Origin of the sequence: Phyllobacterium sp. LjRoot231, assembly GCF_964253365.1 — a bacterium.
In the GTDB taxonomy this organism is placed as follows: Bacteria; Pseudomonadota; Alphaproteobacteria; order Rhizobiales; family Rhizobiaceae; genus Phyllobacterium.
The window spans coordinates 4,604,673-4,622,478 of record NZ_CAXUQT020000001.1; the positions used below are offsets into that span (position 1 = coordinate 4,604,673).

The 17,806-nt window shown below is 54.5% G+C and carries 17 protein-coding genes and 1 tRNA gene; 4 read left to right on the forward strand and 14 right to left on the reverse strand.

Going from position 1 to position 17,806, the window contains the following annotated elements; all coding sequences use genetic code 11:
- Positions 1-24 precede the first annotated feature (24 nt).
- The 4 genes from ACSQ3H_RS22955 to ACSQ3H_RS22970 form a co-directional block, all read right to left on the reverse strand.
- The gene (locus tag ACSQ3H_RS22955; protein WP_436119178.1) at positions 25-1,095 is read right to left on the reverse strand and encodes an NAD-dependent epimerase/dehydratase family protein; all 1,071 of its coding nucleotides are present in this window, start codon (positions 1,093-1,095) and stop codon (positions 25-27) included.
- A gap of 162 nt (positions 1,096-1,257) precedes the next feature.
- Complete coding sequence (locus tag ACSQ3H_RS22960; protein ID WP_436119179.1) at positions 1,258-2,616, reverse strand: apiosidase-like domain-containing protein; 1,359 nt, start codon at positions 2,614-2,616, stop codon at positions 1,258-1,260.
- Entirely contained in the window at positions 2,609-3,979 is a 1,371-nt protein-coding gene (locus tag ACSQ3H_RS22965; protein ID WP_436119180.1) for a glutamate-1-semialdehyde 2,1-aminomutase, read from the reverse strand. Before ACSQ3H_RS22965 ends, ACSQ3H_RS22960 begins: the two co-directional genes overlap by 8 nt.
- A gap of 99 nt (positions 3,980-4,078) precedes the next feature.
- Positions 4,079-5,302, reverse strand: coding sequence for a glycosyltransferase family 4 protein (locus tag ACSQ3H_RS22970; protein ID WP_436119181.1), 1,224 nt, complete (start codon positions 5,300-5,302; stop codon positions 4,079-4,081).
- A 317-nt stretch (positions 5,303-5,619) separates the two neighbouring features.
- On the opposite strand from ACSQ3H_RS22970, the gene ACSQ3H_RS22975 reads away from it, so the two are divergent.
- Positions 5,620-6,864, forward strand: a complete 1,245-nt coding sequence (locus tag ACSQ3H_RS22975; RefSeq protein ID WP_436119182.1) for a polysaccharide pyruvyl transferase family protein — start codon at positions 5,620-5,622, stop codon at positions 6,862-6,864.
- Here ACSQ3H_RS22975 and ACSQ3H_RS22980 read toward each other — a convergent pair.
- Both ACSQ3H_RS22980 and ACSQ3H_RS22985 read right to left on the reverse strand, forming a co-directional pair.
- Complete coding sequence (locus ACSQ3H_RS22980) at positions 6,833-7,843, reverse strand: glycosyltransferase family A protein (RefSeq protein WP_436119183.1); 1,011 nt, start codon at positions 7,841-7,843, stop codon at positions 6,833-6,835. The two genes, ACSQ3H_RS22975 and ACSQ3H_RS22980, sit on opposite strands and share 32 nt — an antisense overlap.
- A gap of 37 nt (positions 7,844-7,880) precedes the next feature.
- The gene (locus tag ACSQ3H_RS22985) at positions 7,881-9,326 is read right to left on the reverse strand and encodes an oligosaccharide flippase family protein (RefSeq protein ID WP_436119184.1); all 1,446 of its coding nucleotides are present in this window, start codon (positions 9,324-9,326) and stop codon (positions 7,881-7,883) included.
- Positions 9,327-9,760: 434 nt separating this feature from the next.
- On the opposite strand from ACSQ3H_RS22985, the gene ACSQ3H_RS22990 reads away from it, so the two are divergent.
- On the forward strand, positions 9,761-10,057 hold the full coding sequence (locus ACSQ3H_RS22990) for a hypothetical protein (RefSeq protein ID WP_112526220.1): 297 nt from the start codon (positions 9,761-9,763) through the stop codon (positions 10,055-10,057).
- A 3-nt stretch (positions 10,058-10,060) separates the two neighbouring features.
- A complete protein-coding gene (locus tag ACSQ3H_RS22995; RefSeq protein ID WP_436119185.1) occupies positions 10,061-11,182 on the forward strand; it encodes an NAD(P)/FAD-dependent oxidoreductase in 1,122 nt (373 codons plus the stop codon).
- Between the two features lie 195 nt (positions 11,183-11,377).
- Here the strand turns inward: ACSQ3H_RS22995 and ACSQ3H_RS23000 are convergent, their stop codons facing one another.
- Positions 11,378-12,493 carry a porin gene (locus ACSQ3H_RS23000; protein ID WP_436119186.1) on the reverse strand — a complete coding sequence of 372 codons (1,116 nt, stop codon included), beginning with the start codon at positions 12,491-12,493 and terminating at the stop codon, positions 11,378-11,380.
- Positions 12,494-13,058: 565 nt separating this feature from the next.
- Positions 13,059-13,134 (reverse strand) — tRNA-Phe (locus tag ACSQ3H_RS23005).
- 190 nt (positions 13,135-13,324) lie between these two features.
- On the opposite strand from ACSQ3H_RS23005, the gene ACSQ3H_RS23010 reads away from it, so the two are divergent.
- Entirely contained in the window at positions 13,325-14,410 is a 1,086-nt protein-coding gene (locus ACSQ3H_RS23010; protein ID WP_436119187.1) for a Gfo/Idh/MocA family protein, read from the forward strand.
- Here ACSQ3H_RS23010 and ACSQ3H_RS23015 read toward each other — a convergent pair.
- The 6 genes from ACSQ3H_RS23015 to ACSQ3H_RS23040 form a co-directional block, all read right to left on the reverse strand.
- On the reverse strand, positions 14,407-15,546 hold the full coding sequence (locus tag ACSQ3H_RS23015) for a Gfo/Idh/MocA family protein (protein ID WP_436119188.1): 1,140 nt from the start codon (positions 15,544-15,546) through the stop codon (positions 14,407-14,409). The two genes, ACSQ3H_RS23010 and ACSQ3H_RS23015, sit on opposite strands and share 4 nt — an antisense overlap.
- Positions 15,547-15,614: 68 nt before the next feature.
- Positions 15,615-15,821, reverse strand: coding sequence for a DNA gyrase inhibitor YacG (gene yacG, locus ACSQ3H_RS23020; protein ID WP_436119189.1), 207 nt, complete (start codon positions 15,819-15,821; stop codon positions 15,615-15,617).
- 15 nt (positions 15,822-15,836) lie between these two features.
- Positions 15,837-16,463, reverse strand: coding sequence for a Maf-like protein (locus ACSQ3H_RS23025; protein ID WP_436119190.1), 627 nt, complete (start codon positions 16,461-16,463; stop codon positions 15,837-15,839).
- A 31-nt stretch (positions 16,464-16,494) separates the two neighbouring features.
- Complete coding sequence (infA, locus tag ACSQ3H_RS23030; protein WP_008122731.1) at positions 16,495-16,713, reverse strand: translation initiation factor IF-1; 219 nt, start codon at positions 16,711-16,713, stop codon at positions 16,495-16,497.
- Between the two features lie 128 nt (positions 16,714-16,841).
- A complete protein-coding gene (locus ACSQ3H_RS23035) occupies positions 16,842-17,264 on the reverse strand; it encodes a low molecular weight phosphatase family protein (RefSeq protein ID WP_436119542.1) in 423 nt (140 codons plus the stop codon).
- A gap of 62 nt (positions 17,265-17,326) precedes the next feature.
- Positions 17,327-17,806, reverse strand: coding sequence for a UPF0262 family protein (locus ACSQ3H_RS23040; RefSeq protein ID WP_436119191.1), 480 nt, complete (start codon positions 17,804-17,806; stop codon positions 17,327-17,329).

The following is a 17,806-nucleotide window of genomic DNA, read 5'->3' on the forward strand; positions in this document are numbered from 1 at the left end:
GCTGTTCATGGCAGACACGGATGGTCATATGACAGCGTCGGCCAGAGCCGGATGCCGCGTCGACGATGGAACACGGCGCAGACTCTGGTTGAGCGTGCCCTCGTCAAGGGACTTCCGGATGTGGCTGATGCGTTGATAACGGGGACCCTCGAATTCCTGGAGGGTCAATCCGGCACTCATGTAGGCTGCATGCAACTGCTCTGCACCAGCCTTTGCGTCCCAGACGGGCTTGAATGCTGGTAGTACCCGAGCGATTTTTTCGAAACTTACACGGTATGAACGCGTGTCGGGACCAGCATCGTCCGCAAATTCAAGCCGACAACCGGGCACGACCTGCGCCACAATCTCGGCAATTTCACGAATGCGGTAATTATGCGCCGATTGACCGACATTGAATGCCTCGTTGTGCACCTTGTCCTTTGGTGCTTCCATAGCTGCGAGGAATGCTCGCGAAATATCTTCGATGTGGACGATCGGACGCCAGGGTGACCCATCGGATTTCAGCAGGATGACACCTTCAGTGACCGCCCAAGCAACCAGATTATTCAGAACGATATCAAAGCGCAGCATCGGAGACAGACCATATGCTGTTGCAGGCCTCAAATAGGTAGGCGTAAAGCTGTCGTCTGCGAGCTTTGCAATATCCTTTTCGGCAAGGACTTTCGAAGAGCCATAGGCCGTGACAGGATTGAGCTGGCCCGTTTCATCGATCATGCCCTCGCCCGACTTGCCGTAATTGCTGCAAGATGAGGCGAAGAGAAAACGGGAAACGCCCGCCTTCTTCGCCGCTTCAGCAAACTTCACGCTGCCGCGATGGTTGATTTCATAGGTGATGTCCGGATTGAGATTGCTTAGCGGATCATTCGACAATGCCGCGAGATGAATAATCGCGTCGAAGCCTTTGAGGTCGCTCACCGTCACGTCGCGTACATCCTTGCAGACCGCGGGAATATCGGCAATGGAACCGCCAGGCGCGTATGAGCAGCTGCGATACAGCTCGGCGTCGTAGCCGTGAACCTCATGCCCAGCTTTCATCAGGAAAGGCGCCATGACCGTTCCAATATAACCACGATGTCCTGTCACAAGTACTTTCATTGCGTGTCGTCCTTCTGCGGATAGATATTTTCTGATGAAACGGTACTTGCGGGCGGGCTGAACGGCGAGAGAGGAGTTCGGAGGAACGTGGGCTATACGGACTACACTTTCGGCAAGTGTGCTACGCCTTTTGCCCGATGTGACTGCTGGTCGCTGACGTGCTCAATCGTTATCTGTCAGCAGAAGCAACCAGTCGGAAAAACCCGCCGAATTGTGCGCCGATGGGAGCTCAAATGCGACAGTATTTGCCTTGGCGACAGTATTTGCCTTGGCGTCACTTTTCGCCACCGCTTCACTGAACTGCCCGGACGAAGGATCAAACCAGCGCGCATGTTGCGTTGTTGGCGACAGCGCTGCCCTATCGAGAATGACGCTGCTCCTTTCGGACAGGTAGACCACCGCAAGGTTCCCATTGGCTGAGCGACTGCCAATGGCATACCCGGGAAGAGGCGGGTCTGGGGCGACCAGAAGTTTCCCCTGCTCGGGTTCAAGCGTCCACCAGGCAATGGTGTCGAAGAACGCCTTGAGATGTGTCATGCTTTGCGCACCGCGGCTGGAGAGCGCTTGCTGCCATTTTAGAGGTTGTTTGAATAGGGTCGGGCCAGCAAAGTGCCACATGGGGTTGTTGCCGAATACCTGTCCTATCGCACCTGAGAGAACTGCTCCGTAGGCAATTTCCCGGACCGTCTGCTCGGTGGAATGATGCTCTCCTTCATACATGCCTTCGATGAAAAAGAACGCGCTTGTTGGTCCCGAAAGGTAGCGTTTGAGCGTGGCGGCGGCGACATTATTATAAGTATAGACGGTATCGAGGCTCAGCCATTTCTCCTGCTGCCAATTCGGAAGGACATCCGTATCCCGGCCCGCATGCATAGTCTGCAGTGCCCCAGGATTTGTTTCACCGATACCCTCAGCAAGCGCATTTACCAGCGTTTTACTGGGTGGATCCCAGTCGCCTCCCTGAACCCAGATGATGTTATCGAAATGGCGGTAACGCTGGCCAAGATAGCGGCCATAGGACTTGAGCGCCTCGGGACCAGCAGCCTGCATTTCCTGATACCACCCCTCCTCGCCACCATTTGCTCCCAAATAGGCTGGCGTCAACAGGACCAGGAAGCCCCGTTCCCGAGCGCGTTCGAGAATCCAGTCAGCATCCGCAAAATAGGCCTCATTGGGCTTTGTGAAATTGCCGCCGACGCTGAACGGAGCATGTTCGTAAAAGTTAAGCGGGGCATTTCGGCTGAAGCGATGCTCGATCAAAGAGACCAGTATCGTGTTAAAACCGCGGCTCTGGCGGTCGGCGAGATATTTGTCCGCGTCCTCGCGCGACAAATCTCCGATCAACGACCATGCCGCGTCGCCTGTCAGGAGAAAGGGCCGCCCTGAAGCGTCTTCGAGGTATCGATGGTTTTTTGATATCTGCACGGGGAAGACCGCTTGCTGCGCATTGGCGGCGAATGAACAAAGCATCGCCAACACAAGAAGTAACCAGCTGAAGCATTTTCCGACCCGGTCAGGCATTGTCTGCCAATTCCAGCGTGCGTTCGGCGGCCGACTGCCTGTTAAAGCGCCGGAATACGACTTGCGAAGGTCGGCCTACGAGATATTTGCCAACGCCATTCTCGAGAGCCTGTTTGTAGACACCAAGTGCCCCGTCAACGGCCTCGACCGTACGCGCGACGTCCTCATCACTGTGCGTATAGCTGACCACGAGCGATGGCATAAGCACACCTCGTTTGATGGTCTCCTGCAGGAACAGCGTCCGAAACGCTTGAGACTGCGTCCTATTTTGATCCAGCGTCGCGTAGGTGAGGCAGCAGGATCGGCCCGTGACCTGGAAATATTCATCAAGACCGTGACGAGCAACAACTTGATCTATACCGGCTCGCAGAGCTTCACCCTGGTGATACAGATGTTCGATGACAGGCTCATCCTGATAAATACGCATCGTTGCAATGGATGCGGCCAAGGCGTGCGTTTCTGCACCATGAGTCGTAGAAAGCAGGAAGACTCGCGGACTACCCGTTTGTTCCAACCCGCCAAGCTTCATGTATTCGCGTTTACCAGCAAGCGCAGAGATTGAGAACCCATTGCCCAGCGCTTTGCCGAAACAGGAAAAATCGGGTTTGATGTCATAAAGCTGTTGGGCGCCACCATTGTGCCAACGAAAACCCGTGATCATTTCGTCCAGAATAAACAAGGCTCCGTTTCGGTGGCAAAGGTCGCGGACTTCGTGAAGGAAATTGTTCTTCGGGTCGTCACCACGTGACGGCTCAAGGATCAGCGCCGCAATTTTCCCCGGAAACCTGTTGAACAGCACGCGTACGCTTTCAAGGTTATCATACTGAAAATTGACGGTGAGTTTCTGCACAGCATCCGGGATGCCGGCATTCATCTCGGTGTCACCAATGAACCAGTCATCTGTGGAAAAAAACGGATGATCACCGCAGCGGGCGATGATATCTCGCCCAGTCACCGCTCTTGCCAGCCGGACTGCGCCGGATGTCGCATCCGATCCGTCTTTGCAAAATTTCACCATCTCAGCGCCAGGGATGGTTTCGAGAAAGGTTTCTGCGCATTCAACTTCTATGTCAGCGGGGCGAGTGAAGTTGCAACCCAACTGCAACTGCCGAGTGGCTGCCTCAAGGACACGAGCGTATGCGTGACCCAGCCCCACGGCGCGGTTTCCCATTCCGTATTCAATGTATTCATTACCATCAACATCCCAGACGTGGCTGCCGAAACCCTTGGCTATAAAGCCAGGCGACAGCACAGGATACTGATCGTCGCCCTTGGCATAAGTGTGCGCACCACCGGGAATTGCATGGTGGGCGAGTCCACGGAGACGATTTGATTCCTCGAAGTTGTTGATAAACTCTGTCATCTGCCAAACCTTGTCGACGCCTTGACCAGCACAGCTGGCGATAAAAATACTGAGCGAACTATGAGCGCTTCAGCCCACGTTTTCACTTCGGCAATTCAGTTACGAGAAAGAGCCAAAAGGCGTATATCGGTACCGCTCTCTCATAACACGCAACCAGTTCTTGACCGGCCGCGGCACATAGGTGCGCAAGCCGGAACGAAGGCCCCGCGGGAAAGACCAGTCGTCCAGATCAAGCGGTGCGGATATGTGCGGCCTGGTAGTAGTAACGCGCTCAATTACGTGATGGTACTGGCTGGCCATTCCTTCGAAAGTGAATGCTTGTTCAGCTGCCTCTCTCGCTGCGGACGAAGCGCTTGCGAGTTTGGCTGGGTCTGCGTTGAGCTTTGAAATGATCCGTGCCGCTTCAGTATGGTCACCGACCGGAAAAAGAAAACCGCTGTTTTTATCAATGACAATCGTATCCGTCACACCTTGTATATGCGAAACAATTGGCACGCACCCAGCCGCCATCGCCTCGATGAGGGTCATAGGATAGCCTTCAAATCGGGACGGCATGACCAGAACGTCGTGATCGAGCAGCAGTTGTGGAATGCGATCTGGTTGAACCGCTCCTAAAAAGGTTACTCTCTCCTTGTGGTGGGATAGTTTTCTTTTCAGTTGCTCAAGGTCCGGTCCATTACCAGCGATTGTCAGGCGCACCGACGCAGGCGATTTATCCATGATGCCAGGCAGCCAGAACACACCTTTGGACGCGTCCTCAATGCGGCCGAGAGACAGCATCCGAAGACCAGTTTCATCACGAGAACCGCGTTTTTTCCCTATGAATGGTTCAATATCGATGGCGTTGGGAATTACAAAAGTGCGTTCCTTGTCAAACTTGTACTTCTCCACCAGATCCCCGCGACAGCGCTCTGATACGCCAATCGTAGCGTGGACATGATCCTTGATAGCTACAGCCGCCGCATAGGTACCCGGGGTGATATTGTGAACGATCATAATCCGCATGATATTGGCGGGTAGATAGCGCGCGATGTTCATCTGGACACGATCAGTCAAGACATTGACGAAAATGCCATCGAATCCGCCGTTCCGCACAGCAGCGGCCACCAGTCTCGCCTGTGCCTGTTCATCTGCTGCCTCCGGCGCTTCCACCATGGTTCCAAAGGCTGCTTCAGATTGCCATTCTGGATTCACTAAGGGGTTGCTTTTTCCGAACCCTAGCCAATGCACGTCTATCCCGTGCATTGCCAGACCTTTGCGCAATTGCTTGAATACGGTGTAAGTGCCGCCAATGTGTGGAAGAACAAAGTACGCGAACTTCATGGGCGTTGACCTCAAACCTGACCCGACGCCTGCCGCCGGAACGCAACTGGAATCATCATAGAGCCAGAACCGCACAGAGCAGAATGCGCCGTGATGGGTAGCAGGTGCAGCCTTTTGGGGGAGAACCCCCGTCGTTCGGTTGCTGCCAATATTCCAATGGCCATGTGTTGTTTGTCAGTAGGGAGCAGCAAGATCATAACGACAAAGAAGCGCAATCGGTCGCGCTTGTGTGGCGTTCTCGCACCTGAGTCGAGTGGTTGAAATGTTATGAAGCGTTGTCCTGTGGCAGTACGAACAGGTCGATTGAGAGGCCTTGGATGAAAATTGCCTTGCTGGGTCAGTTCGGCAGCGGGAATACCGGCAATGATGGTTCACTTGAAGCCATGCTGGATTTTCTACGCTCATCAAGGGTCGACGCAGAGCTTCTCTGCATCTGTTCCAATCCGAAGGCTATAGCGAAGAAATACAATATCGAGGCAATCAGCATTCGCGGATTTGTCACGAAAGGCCTCTGGTTCAATCGCTTCAATCGGATACTTGCCGACATTCCCCGACAGACGCTCGGATTCTATACCATCCTCGCTCAACTCAATGGTCTGGATCTGCTGATTATCCCAGGGACAGGGATATTGGATGACTTTCAGGAGACCGCTTTTGGCTGGCCCTTTGTGATCCTTAGATGGTGTTTGGCCGCCAGACTGAACCGTATGCGCATTGCCTTCGTAAGTATCGGCGCCGGACCAATCAGACTGCCTCTGAGCCGCCTGTTCTTGAAAACCGGGGCGCGGATGGCACACTACCGTTCCTATCGCGACAAACTATCGCGAGATTTCATGAAAAGTATCGGTTTCGACGTTAGTCGTGATCCGCTCAGCGCCGATCTCGCCTTCGGTCTTCCCGCCGCAGTAGAATCCAGGCGTGATGACCCGACGGCGATATGCGTCGGGGTGGGCGTAATGGCTTACTCCGGTTGGAAGAAAGCAGACGAAGACGGCGAGGCCATCTATCGCACGTATTTGGATAAGATCGCCGAGTTCATATCCTGGCTGCGCGAGCGCGGACTGAACGTAAGATTGTTGACGGGGGATATCGTCGATCGCCGGGCAGTCATCGACATCATGAATATGTTTCCCGAGGACGAAGTTAATGGTGGCAGCAAGCATATTATCGCAGAGGAGATGACCTCCCTTCATGACGTGATGGCTCAGATCGCGCACACGGATATCGTTGTTGCGACCCGTTATCACAATGTCGTCTGTGCGCTGCGAATGGGCCGCCCGGTGATCTCGCTGGCCTACTCGACAAAGAACGACGCGCTGCTGAGCGCAACCGGACTTGAGGAATATTGCCATTACGTCGAGACATTCGATGTCGAGGTGCTGAAGCGCCAAGTCGAGACAATGCTAGCCGATCGTCCACGTCTCGCACTCGAAGTACAAAGCGGTGTTGCGGCTTTCCGGGCACAACTGGCCGAGCAAGAGGCGTCTATTCATGCCACCCTGTACGATATCGCAGAACGGCGGGGAGAAATCAGGGACGTGAGCCAGCTTCCCCAATCCTGAACCGCTTCCTCCCACGCGCCCACATATCAACAAGGCGTTGCAGCCGGCGCAGTGTGTCTGGTCTTTGAAGCAAATATCCGACAGGTGGAAGAAATGCAGTCGCAGGACGCCAGCGGAAGGCTAGCTTCAGCAACTCGCCCACACCCTTATCTCCGCGAAGAAGATGCGATATCGCCGACCAATAGGCACGCTCCGCAAGGCCCCGACGGGCAAGGCGGTGCAGATAATTGGCATCAGGCATCTCGCTACCCTCATGGGCGAAGAAGCATTCGGCGGCATCGGCGGTGTGCAAAATATGCAAGATCTGGCGCGCCCACAAATCGCTGGAACGATTCGCGCCGTGTGTGCGAATGCCCGCCTGGATACAATCGAGCTCCGCCACACTGCCGTGCAGTGCCAGACGCAGCCAAACATCGTAGTCGTCGCTGTGGGGAAGTTCCGTGCGATAGTGACCCGTGCGTTTTTGCACGCTGGTCCTGATAATAATCGAAGGCCCAGGTATCTGGAAAACGCCCAACCGGCAGAAGCGCTCGATGAATGAACGGCTACTATGCAGTCGATAGGCAGGTAATGCTTGCGGCGCCATAACCGGAATGGGGGCATCGCCCTGGATGTCTACATCCCGACCGTAGGTGTAAGCAATATCGGGATTTTCCTCCATGATGGTGACGGCGCGATTAAGCGCGCCGGGTACCAGGAAATCATCGGAGCACAATATCAGAAAATAATCCGATTCTGCCCAGTCGATCCCTTCGTTGAACGACGAGTGCGGACCGAGATTTGTTTCGCGCAGCCGCAACTCGACTCGCGGATCCATCGCTGCAAGCTCCCGCGCCACTTCCTGACTATCGTCGGTTGATGCGTTGTCGACGATCAGAACGCGTAATTTCTCGACATCCTGCGACAGGACACTATCTACGCATGCTCGCAGATAACGGCCGTAATTATAGTTTGGTATGACGACATCAACGGACTTCACGGTGTGTATCCTCGAACTTTTGATGATCTCTTTCTGTTCATTCGGCCGGCACTCCCTGTTTGCTCGGCAGAAAGCGCGGCATAAACACGCCGACGATTTTGAAGAGCTCTTCGAGGAATGGATGCTTGGTTATGAGCAGGGCCGCCAGCCAACCGATCGCCGAGAGTACACCCGCCAACAGCGCCTGCACGATGGAGAGGTCGAATTGGAAGCCGTGAGCGGCGAGAACCGCGAGCGGTCCGAGAATGCCTCCGAGAGCCACCAAGGCGCTCTTGCCGAGGATGGCAAACAATTCCTGCCAGTCGAATGGCGCATGCCGGCGAACATATGTGAGCGAGATAAACATCTGGAACGGCAGGGTGATGAATTGACTGAACACGAGCGTGTACAATCCAAAGAAGCTTGCAGTACAGATGACAATCATCGACATACCCCGCCCGATAAAATTTGCCTGAAACGCTTCACGGTTCGCCCCAAGAGCAACGAGCACAGGAAATGTCAAGATGTTGGGAAACCAGAAGATGGCGGAAATCGACAGGATTCGAACAAGGGGAACGGCTCCGTCCCAAGCGCCTCCGAGGGCGACGTGCACAATTGGATGCGCAAGGATTGCAACGACGAGAACTGCGGGCCAATACAGCGCTGTGATGTAGCTGATTATTCTCAAATAGGCATCTTTGACACTTCGCTTCGCTCTGGCTTCGGCGGCGAATGCGGGGAACGCGACTGAAAAGATGGCGGACAATAATATCTTGTCCGGAAGACCGCTGACAACGTTTGCCCGGTTATAGAGGCCGACGGCCGTCAACGGCATGATGCGACCAAGAACCAGCTGTGGCAATGCCTCATATGTCCTGTCCAGGACTGTCGAAGCCCCCTTGTAACCCCCGAACACGAAGAACGCGTGCCAGCCTTTCAAACGTGGTTTGAACATCCAGAAGATCGGTCGGGCGTGAAATCCAAGAACCACCCTGACCAATGCGGATGCAAACGTCCCCCAGGCAAAGCTCATAAAGCCAAAGCCGAACCATGCAAACGTGATCGTCACCAAGGCGTTCACAATACTCCCCAAGGCATTGATTCGTGTGAGGGTGCCGAACTCCATATCCCTGCGCAGTAGCGCAGCTATGGTGCTGACAGGCGCATCGATTACACCGGAAATTGCCAGAATACAGACGAATTCGATCAGGCCTGTCTCGGAATAAAAGCCGGCGAGCCAATGAGACAGCAGGATCAGAAAGGAGCCAATCGCAAGGGAAAAGCCGAATATAAGGGTGAAACCGGTGCGAACGTCTTCCTCTGAGACATTGTCGCGCTGAATGAGATATTCCGATGTTACGAATTCGCGGAAATTGAATGCGATTGTCCCTATCCCGAGGCCGATGACGGCAATACCGATCTCCGTGCTGCCCAATAGACGGGACAGAACGGCAATCATCGCTATGCTGACAATCACCTGCGAATATTGCTCCAAGGCCGCCATAAAATATGCCCGGCGAACATTCCCCACCTAGATACCCCGCGTTTATTTGGCCAAACGTCCATCAACCAACGCCTGACGAGTGCAAAAATATAGATTTTGAATTGTTATTCAAATGCACAGAATCGCACACAACGTCGATTTTATCTCGAAGATAACTGCTCCAGTTATTTCATTTAAGCTGACCAATGAGATGAACGGTGACCTAGCCATTCGAGGTAATGGCAGGTGACAACCGAGCATGCCGGAATCAATCCGAGGTAGCCTGCGCTATCCTCGCCTCGATCAAATGTGCAGCACGCCAATATACTCGTCACTGCGCGAGCACATATGATCCGCTTTTGGATGTGCCCGATGTCTCTGAAGCCAATTGTCAATTTTCCCTGTAAACGTCTTTAGTTAGACGGCTGTATTGACTGCATCGGATCAGAATCCCCATGATTGAAGACGAACAAATCCGGATTGAACTCATGGCCACGCAATTCTGGCTACGCGCCCTCTTCATGCATATGGCGACGGGGACGCCCCCGACTTCCATCTCCGTCCAGGAATATCTGACCGAGCTTAAGAATTCGGCGCCCCAGGATTACGGCAGCAGCCTGTCCCCTGCAGATTGGGACAAAGAGCATCTCTTGCACTATCCTTGCTATGAACGGGTCGGGCTTCAGATTATCGAAACTCTGCAAAGCCTGGAAAGGAAGCTGGCGCCTTTTGCCGTGCATGGAGGGCACTGACGATTGGAACGGGTGGAGTGCCTCATTGCGGGAGGAGGCGTCGTCGGGCTGGCAATCGCGCGGGCGTTTGCGCGTCGCGGTATCGAGACCCTGATTGTTGAGGGAGCCGAAACAATCGGCACTGGCACGAGTTCGCGTAACTCCGAGGTTATCCATGCCGGCATATATTATCCGCAAGGTAGTCTGAAAAGCAGGTTATGCATCGAAGGTCGAAATGCCCTTTATGTCTTTGCGGAAAGACATGGCGTTCCGCATTCCCGGTGTGGCAAGCTGATCGTAGCCACAGACGAAATTCAAATCCCGATGTTGAGTACCATAGGGGCAAGAGCGAAAGCGTGCGGTGTTTCTGATCTCCAGCAATTGTCGGAATTGGAAGCATACAGACGAGAGCCGGAACTTGCGTGTACGGCAGCACTGTTTTCGCCGTCGACGGGTATCATCGACAGCCACGGCTTGATGTTGGCACTGCTGGGTGATGCGCAGGATCATGGTGCGGCGATTTCATTCCGAACCCGGATAGTCTCTGCGGAAGCCAATGCCGATGGTTTGCGAATCGAGACGATCGAAGCCGGTACTGGACGTCCCTTTGAGCTTCAGGCAACCACATTCATCAATGCGTGCGGTCTCCAGGCACCAGCCGTCGCTTCATCCATTGCCGGATTGCCGCGTGGGTTCGTACCTGATACGCGCTTTGCCAAGGGCAACTATTTTTCGGCAACAGGCAAGACACCGTTCAAGCACCTGATTTATCCGGTTCCGGAAGAAGGAGGTCTAGGTGTCCATCTCACGCTCGACCTTGATGGGCGGATGCGGTTTGGCCCCGACGTCGAATGGGTGGAATCGATCGAATACAGCGTCGACCCGAACCGGGCAGACCGTTTTTACGACGAAATACGCAAGTACTGGCCAAGTCTGCCTGACGGTTCATTGCAGCCTGCTTATAGCGGCATCAGACCAAAGCTCATCATCCGAGGTGAAGCTGTTATGGATTTTGTTATCGAGGGCCCGGCAGCCCACGGCATCAAAGGTCTTGTGAATCTTTTCGGAATTGAGAGTCCGGGACTCACATCCTGTCTTGCGATCGCAAAATATGTATCGGGCTTGGTAGAGGTTAGCGCTGCATGAGAGGCTACTTTATTGCAGCGGCAAGGCGCCATAAACGAAAACGGTGAGCCGCGCGGCCCACCGTCTCGTGAGAATGAGGCGCCTGGAGATCACTTCATCACACTTTGGCGGTGCAGTCCTTCTACAGCGCCAAATTAAATCCTGATCCGTATAAGAACCGGGGACCTGAGCCCCCGGAATTTTTGAAACTGGCGCTTAGAAGTTACGCTGGAAGCGGATCATGCCACCGAATGCGTCGTCGTTGCCGCCATTATCAATGGAGGCAGCTTCACGTGCACCGTCGAACTTGGTGTAGTTGATTTCCGGCGTGATCGTGAAGCCAGGAACCAGCTCGTAAGCTACGTTAAGAGCGAGAGCGTAGGTGCCTTCGTCTTCCCAGGCAGCCTGTGCGTTGATGGTTGCCTTGTCGGTAACCTTGGCGGAGACACCGCCCCAAGCAGCCCAATCACCTTCCCAGGTGCCGAACCAGTTACGGTCGTTCTGATCAACTGCGCCCGTGACCGGATCGAAGTTGTTGTCATAACCGGACTGATAGCCACCCATCAAGAATGCGGAGAACATCTCGTTGAACTTTACGTCCAAGCGAATCTTGCCAGCGAATTCTTCAACGTTGGAGTCATAGCCGACAACGCCGGAAACCGAGCCCCAGCCCTGTTCGAACTTCGCACCAGCGAGAACGTGAGGCATGTAGTCTTCGATGACATAGTTGCCGCCGAGGCCGGTAACATCGTCCGAACCCTGTTCAGCACCGATAATAGCGGAGAAACCGTTGCCGCCAGTGAAGGTGTAGCTGACCTGGTTGGTCTGGCCGGACTGGTAGTTGATCACGTCGTCGTTGATGACGTTGCCAGCATAACCGGTCCACGAACCGAAGAGTTCGTCAGCAGTACCGATGCGGAAACCACCGAGTTCGATCCAGGCCTGTGGCAGCGAGCCGCCATTATCAATGCCGTTGGTGTACTGGAAACGGCCCTGGATGTACGAACGCAGGGTGCCGAGTTCGGTTTCCGAGCGGGCATCGAAACGGACTTCACCACGTGTACGCTTGTACCAGGTTTCATTGCCCTTGGCACCAACGTTCCCACCGCTGTAAACGTCGTCGCCGCCCTTCGCATCATAACGGACATAGCCGCTGATCTTCAGGCAGGTTTCAGTTCCCGGAATGTAGAAGAAGCCAGCGCCGTATGCGTCGCAAACGCGAACGTATTCGACGGGCTCTGGTTCAGCAACAACCACTGCATCTGCAGCGCGTGCCCCCGAAACTGCAACGAGAGCTGCAGCGGAGCCGATAAGAAGGCTCTTAATGTTCATTGTTGATCTCTCCATGTGTGTCTTGTTGACACGGCGATCTAACTTAACTTTGGTAGCGGGGTCAAAGAACTTATGGGCAGAACGTCCAATCTTATGCAACTTGTGGTTACAGTGTTGCTGTTTTATCACGGAAATGTGAGCCGATTGTGATTCCTTGCGCATAAGTCATTGAAAACGAACAATTATTTGCGTGAGCCTGCATGACCATTTAAAAATCGTTTAACTATTGCACCATACATGACGTTAGTATCTGTCAATAATTGTTTAATTTGGTGAAATTTTCACAGCATAATCATTTTCCAGGTGAGGTGATGAAAGTTTAATTGCTTACTTATGGTTTTGTACTTTCCACATGGGACCAAGGTATAACAAATAATACTTGGCATGACGGATACGGTCAGGTGTCCGCTATCATCAATTTACAACCCAAAACGTCATACTCCGCATCTCTGGGACCTAAGATGCTGGTGTGAAGCGGGGTAAGCGGGCGAGAGCGAAACGCATCAAAGCGCGAGGTGAAATATTACCTCGGCACCAAGCTAATGATTGTGCATTGAAAGAAGAGTGGTGCCCAGACGCGGATTCGAACCACGGACACGCGGATTTTCAATCCGCTGCTCTACCAACTGAGCTATCTGGGCACTTCGTGGCGTTTCCGTTATCCGGCAAGCCTTGTCGACGGGTTGGCTTTCCGTCAGAAGCGCGTGGGTTATAACACTAAAAATCGTGCTGTCCAGCATCAACTCGCGAATTTTTTGCCGTTTTTCTGCTTCTTGCAAAGGGCATGCATTGGTGCGTTTGTTGAGGCATCGAAGACGGGATTCGTATCGCATGGGTGAAACGGGGGACATGGCAACCAAGGACCGGGTCTTTGGTTGGGGCATTATTGGCAGCGGCGAAATCGCCCGACGATTCGCATCAGACCTTATGCTTGTCCCCGATGCTGCCCTTGTGGCCAATCACTCGCGAAGTGCGGCAAGCTCAGAGGAGTTCCGCGATGCTTTTGGCAGTCGCCGCTCTTATTCCGATCTCGATTCGTTTGTGAGCGACCCATCCATCGACGCAGTCTATATTGCCACGCCGAATTCCCTGCATCTGGCGCAAGCCCTGAAGGCCATGCGAGCAGGCAAGGCAATCCTCACTGAAAAGCCCCTTGCCCCCTCGCATACCGAAGCCTCTGTCATCCAGCGGGAAGCAGCGCGGGTGAATGTCTTTGCGATGGAAGCGATGTGGACGCGGTTCCTGCCTGCCATCGTCGCCGCTAAAGCGAAAGTCGATGCGGGCGAGATCGGCGCTATCCGCAAGATCACAGCGCAACTCGCCTATGCACGTCAATACGAGCCGGAAAGCCGCTATTTCAGCCGCTCGCTTGGTGGCGGCGCCAGTCTTGATCTCGGCGTCTATTGCGTGTCGCTCGCCATGCACTTTCTCGGCCAGCCACAGAAGGTTTCAGGCCTTTGGCACGCTGCGCCAAATGGCGTCGACATGAGTTCGGAAATCACCCTGCATTATGACGAGGCTGAAGCACAGCTCGCTTGTGGGTTCGACAGGGACGGCGCGAATCATTTCGTCATCGAAGGTACTGAAGGTGCCCTTCGCTTGAACGCGCCATTCCTGAAAGCGCAGCGGCTGACGGTCTATCACGGCTTCGCGCAGAACGCGCCCTTTGGCCCGCTGCCAGGACCATCCGGGTTTATCGGCAAAGTACTCGACCGGCTTCCATTGCCCGGCCGCAAGGTTGAGGAATATTCTTTCGAGGGCAATGGTCTGCAGTTTGAAGCAATGGCGATGATGGACGCGATGCGCAAGGACGAGAAAAACTCTGCGGTCATGCCGCTTTCAGACAGTATCAACGCACTGCGCGCCATCAACATCGTTTTAGCGCAACCGGCGACAACGCGAGTCATCAAGCTCTAGAAAGTACTCTGCATCTTGTAAGGTTGGGGCAGCGAAACGGCATTGTTCAACGCGAGCGCGAGCTCTGTGATGTGCAGGGCGACTTTGCCAGATGAAAACAATGGTTTACCTTGCTCGATGGCGGCGGCCTGCGCGGCGATGCCCCCTGCAAAATCGATCTGTGATGGATAAGCCGGGAGTTTCGCCGGTTTTGCCGAACGGTCATAGGCGAGTTTGCGGCCCGGCGGTGGCTTCCAGGGCAGGAAGCGCTTCAGACGCACCTCCATGAGGTCGGCAAGCTTTGTGCGTAACGAGCGGCCTTTTGCGGCCGTTTCAAGATAGACGGCTGAGCGATGATCCCAAAGATCCCCTACCGTCAACGTTCCCTTGTCACCGAGGACTATCAACGAGCGGTCGCGCGGTGCGGCAAGGCCGCAGGTGAGACGGGCGACAACACCGGAACGGAACTGCAGGCAGCCGACGGAAAAATCCGGCGCCATAGTGATTGCTCCCGTTCCGAGCCCTTTTTCTGGAAAGGTCAGCGCAGAAAATGCGATGAGACTTTCGACCGGCCCGAACAGCGACACCAACCAGGACAACGCGTAACCGGCGTGTTCGAGCGTACAGCCTACCTCAAATTCGTGCAGGCCTGGCCAGCGTGCACCGGAACCCGAGCGCCATTGCTGCCAGTTAGCGCGAAAAACCGGGCCATCTTCCATCTGGGCGTAGACCAGCCGTGGCTTGCCGATATCGTCCAGTGACTTGGCGACGAGCTTGTGCGCATCACTTAGTGCGTTGGCCGGTGCTGATGCCAGGATGAGATCAAGGCGTTCGGCAAGCGCCACCAGTTCTGCCGCTTCTTCGTAGCGCATGGCAAGTGGCTTTTCGCAATAGACGTGTTTGCCGGCCTCCAACGCCTGTTTCGAGAGCAAGTAATGGTTTTCGGGCGTCGTCAGATTGACGACGATATTAACTTCGTTGTCGGCGAGGATTGTTTCGAAGTCGGGATAGGTCGCGACCTTGTAATAATCGGCAAATTGCTTGAGACGCGCGAGGTCGCGGTCGTATACGCCACCCAACACCAGTTGCGGATGGTTGGCGAGCGTCGTCATATAGTAATCGGCAACGAAGCCGGTGCCGATGATCGCAATCTTCATGAAGCTTTCCTGTCCTGACCACGGCGGAAATTAGCGGCATGAAGTGAAAAGAACGTGAAGCGGCTCAGCTATTCCTGTTCATCATCGCTGTCATCCGCACTTTCGACGGCGGGCAACACATAAGCTCCGGTCAGCCAGCGATTGAGATCGATGTTGCGGCAGCGTGCCGAACAGAAGGGATAATGTTCACGTTGGGACGGGCGTTTGCATTCCGGACAAGGCCGCGTTGGCCGCAAAGGCGTTACGTTCGCCGTGCTTTTCTTATCGTCAGTCAATGGATCAGTTTCCGTTTAATGTCCTGAAGATTGCCAGTTGGCATAGACCGGATAGCCCTCGCCATGCAGAAGGCTGGCGGTCTCATAGAGCGGCAGTCCGACGACATTGCTATACGAGCCCACCAACTTGACGACAAAGCCGCCTGCAAGCCCCTGGATCGCATAGCCGCCGGCCTTGCCGCGCCATTCACCGGAAGCAAGATAGCTCTCCAGTTCCTCGCGCGAAAGACGTTTAAAGCGCACGCGGGTTTCGATCAGATCCTGACGCTGCTTGCCCTTGGGCGTGATGAGACACAGCCCGGTATAGACGCGATGCGAACGGCCCGAAAGCAATCGCAGGCACGCAGTCGCGTCGTCGAGGATTTCCGCCTTTGGCAGAATGCGCCGGCCAACTGCAACCACCGTATCGGCGGCCATGATATAGGCCTCGCCGAAGTCTGTATCGTTCTTCAGTTCTTCCGCGATTTTTTCCGCCTTCAGACGCGACAGCCGGCGTGCCAGCGAACGCGGATGTTCGGCCCGTAGCGGAATTTCATCGACATCCGCTGGAAGCAGGCGATCCGGTTCAATGCCGATCTGGGCCAACAGCGCCAGACGGCGCGGTGAGCCCGATGCAAGAACGAATTTGTGCCGATCGCTCATGAGGGTCGAATCCTGCGAAACGCGGAGCTGATTATTTGAAACGGTAGGTGATGCGACCCTTGGTCAGATCATAGGGGGTCATTTCGACGAGGACCTTGTCACCAGCGAGAACGCGGATGCGGTTCTTGCGCATGCGGCCTGCTGTGTGAGCAATAATTTCATGATCATTTTCGAGCTTTACCCGGAACATCGCGTTGGGCAACAGCTCCGTCACGAGACCAGGAAATTCCAATACTTCTTCTTTCGCCATGCGTAGTTCTATCTCCGATAGGGGAATTTGTGGCCATGCTCGACCGCAATTTTGCGCGGAACCTATAGTATTGCGCACCATTTGTGAACAAGGGAGTTCGATGCAATTGTAAAGGGTGCACAGGCGGTTCAGCCGGTGCTACCGAAACGCTCCAGAATGTGATGTTTCAGATTTTCCCGAACGTCACGATAGGCGTCCAGTATCTGATTCCGACGGCCACGCACTAGTGTCGGATCGGGTGTCGGCCAATACTCCACATGTACGGATGTCGTGCGGGTCAATTCAAGTGCCATATGGTGTGCCTTGGGCGACAATGTAATGATTAAATCGAAATAATCGTCTTCCAGCTCTTTAAAAGTGCGCGGTTGGGCGGAAATTCGTTTTAATCCGACCTCTTCAAGGACCGCATCGACGAAGGGATCAGGCTCGCCTTTTTCGACCCCTGCAGAGGCAATATAGATCTTCGATGGCAACAGACTACGTGCCAGTGTCTCCGCGATGGGCGACCTTATCGAATTCATACCGCAGATAAACAAAATCGCGCTCGGCATCACCGCCTTCGCGAGTTCCTGATCGTCCGGCAATTTTTCCGGTCCGACAGTCATTTGTTCGCTTACCCCCGCCAATGTAGCACACACACCAATGTGAAGAGACGGCGGGCAGTGTCGAAATCCACCTCGATCTTGCCGTTCAGGCGGTCCATTAGTGCCTGCGACCCCTCGTTGTGCAGTCCTCGCCGCCCCATATCGATGGCCTCGATCTTGCTCGGGCTGGAAGCACGGATAGCCTCATAATAGCTTTCGCAGATCATGAAATAATCCTTCACGACCTTGCGCAGCGGCGTTAGCGATAGAATATGGGTGACGACTTCGTCGCCATTTTCGCGTGCTACGGCGAAAATCAACCGGGATTCGACCAGCGAGATTTTGAGACGATACGGTCCGGCACCGTCATCACCCACCGGACGAAAGCTGTTTTCTTCAATAAGATCGAAGATGGCGACGGCACGCTCATGCTCGACGTCCGGCGTGGAGCGGCCGATCGTCTCGTCCAGCTCCACATCGATCAGTCGCGCCTTGTCCGTCGCTGTCAT

Excerpts from the sequence above, each read along its gene's own strand:
- ACSQ3H_RS23010 (WP_436119187.1), top strand. The coding sequence starts at position 13,325 with ATGGGTGAAACGGGGGACATGGCAACCAAGGACCGGGTCTTTGGTTGG.
- ACSQ3H_RS22990 (WP_112526220.1), top strand. The coding sequence starts at position 9,761 with ATGATTGAAGACGAACAAATCCGGATTGAACTCATGGCCACGCAATTC.
- ACSQ3H_RS23040 (WP_436119191.1), bottom strand. The coding sequence starts at position 17,806 with ATGACAGCGACGGACAAGGCGCGACTGATCGATGTGGAGCTGGACGAG.
- ACSQ3H_RS22965 (WP_436119180.1), bottom strand. The coding sequence starts at position 3,979 with ATGACAGAGTTTATCAACAACTTCGAGGAATCAAATCGTCTCCGTGGA.
- ACSQ3H_RS22975 (WP_436119182.1), top strand. The coding sequence starts at position 5,620 with ATGAAAATTGCCTTGCTGGGTCAGTTCGGCAGCGGGAATACCGGCAAT.
- ACSQ3H_RS23035 (WP_436119542.1), bottom strand. The coding sequence starts at position 17,264 with ATGCCGAGCGCGATTTTGTTTATCTGCGGTATGAATTCGATAAGGTCG.
- ACSQ3H_RS22970 (WP_436119181.1), bottom strand. The coding sequence starts at position 5,302 with ATGAAGTTCGCGTACTTTGTTCTTCCACACATTGGCGGCACTTACACC.
- ACSQ3H_RS22955 (WP_436119178.1), bottom strand. The coding sequence starts at position 1,095 with ATGAAAGTACTTGTGACAGGACATCGTGGTTATATTGGAACGGTCATG.
- ACSQ3H_RS22985 (WP_436119184.1), bottom strand. The coding sequence starts at position 9,326 with ATGGCGGCCTTGGAGCAATATTCGCAGGTGATTGTCAGCATAGCGATG.
- ACSQ3H_RS23025 (WP_436119190.1), bottom strand. The coding sequence starts at position 16,463 with ATGAGCGATCGGCACAAATTCGTTCTTGCATCGGGCTCACCGCGCCGT.
- ACSQ3H_RS23015 (WP_436119188.1), bottom strand. The coding sequence starts at position 15,546 with ATGAAGATTGCGATCATCGGCACCGGCTTCGTTGCCGATTACTATATG.
- ACSQ3H_RS23000 (WP_436119186.1), bottom strand. The coding sequence starts at position 12,493 with ATGAACATTAAGAGCCTTCTTATCGGCTCCGCTGCAGCTCTCGTTGCA.
- infA (WP_008122731.1), bottom strand. The coding sequence starts at position 16,713 with ATGGCGAAAGAAGAAGTATTGGAATTTCCTGGTCTCGTGACGGAGCTG.
- ACSQ3H_RS22960 (WP_436119179.1), bottom strand. The coding sequence starts at position 2,616 with ATGCCTGACCGGGTCGGAAAATGCTTCAGCTGGTTACTTCTTGTGTTG.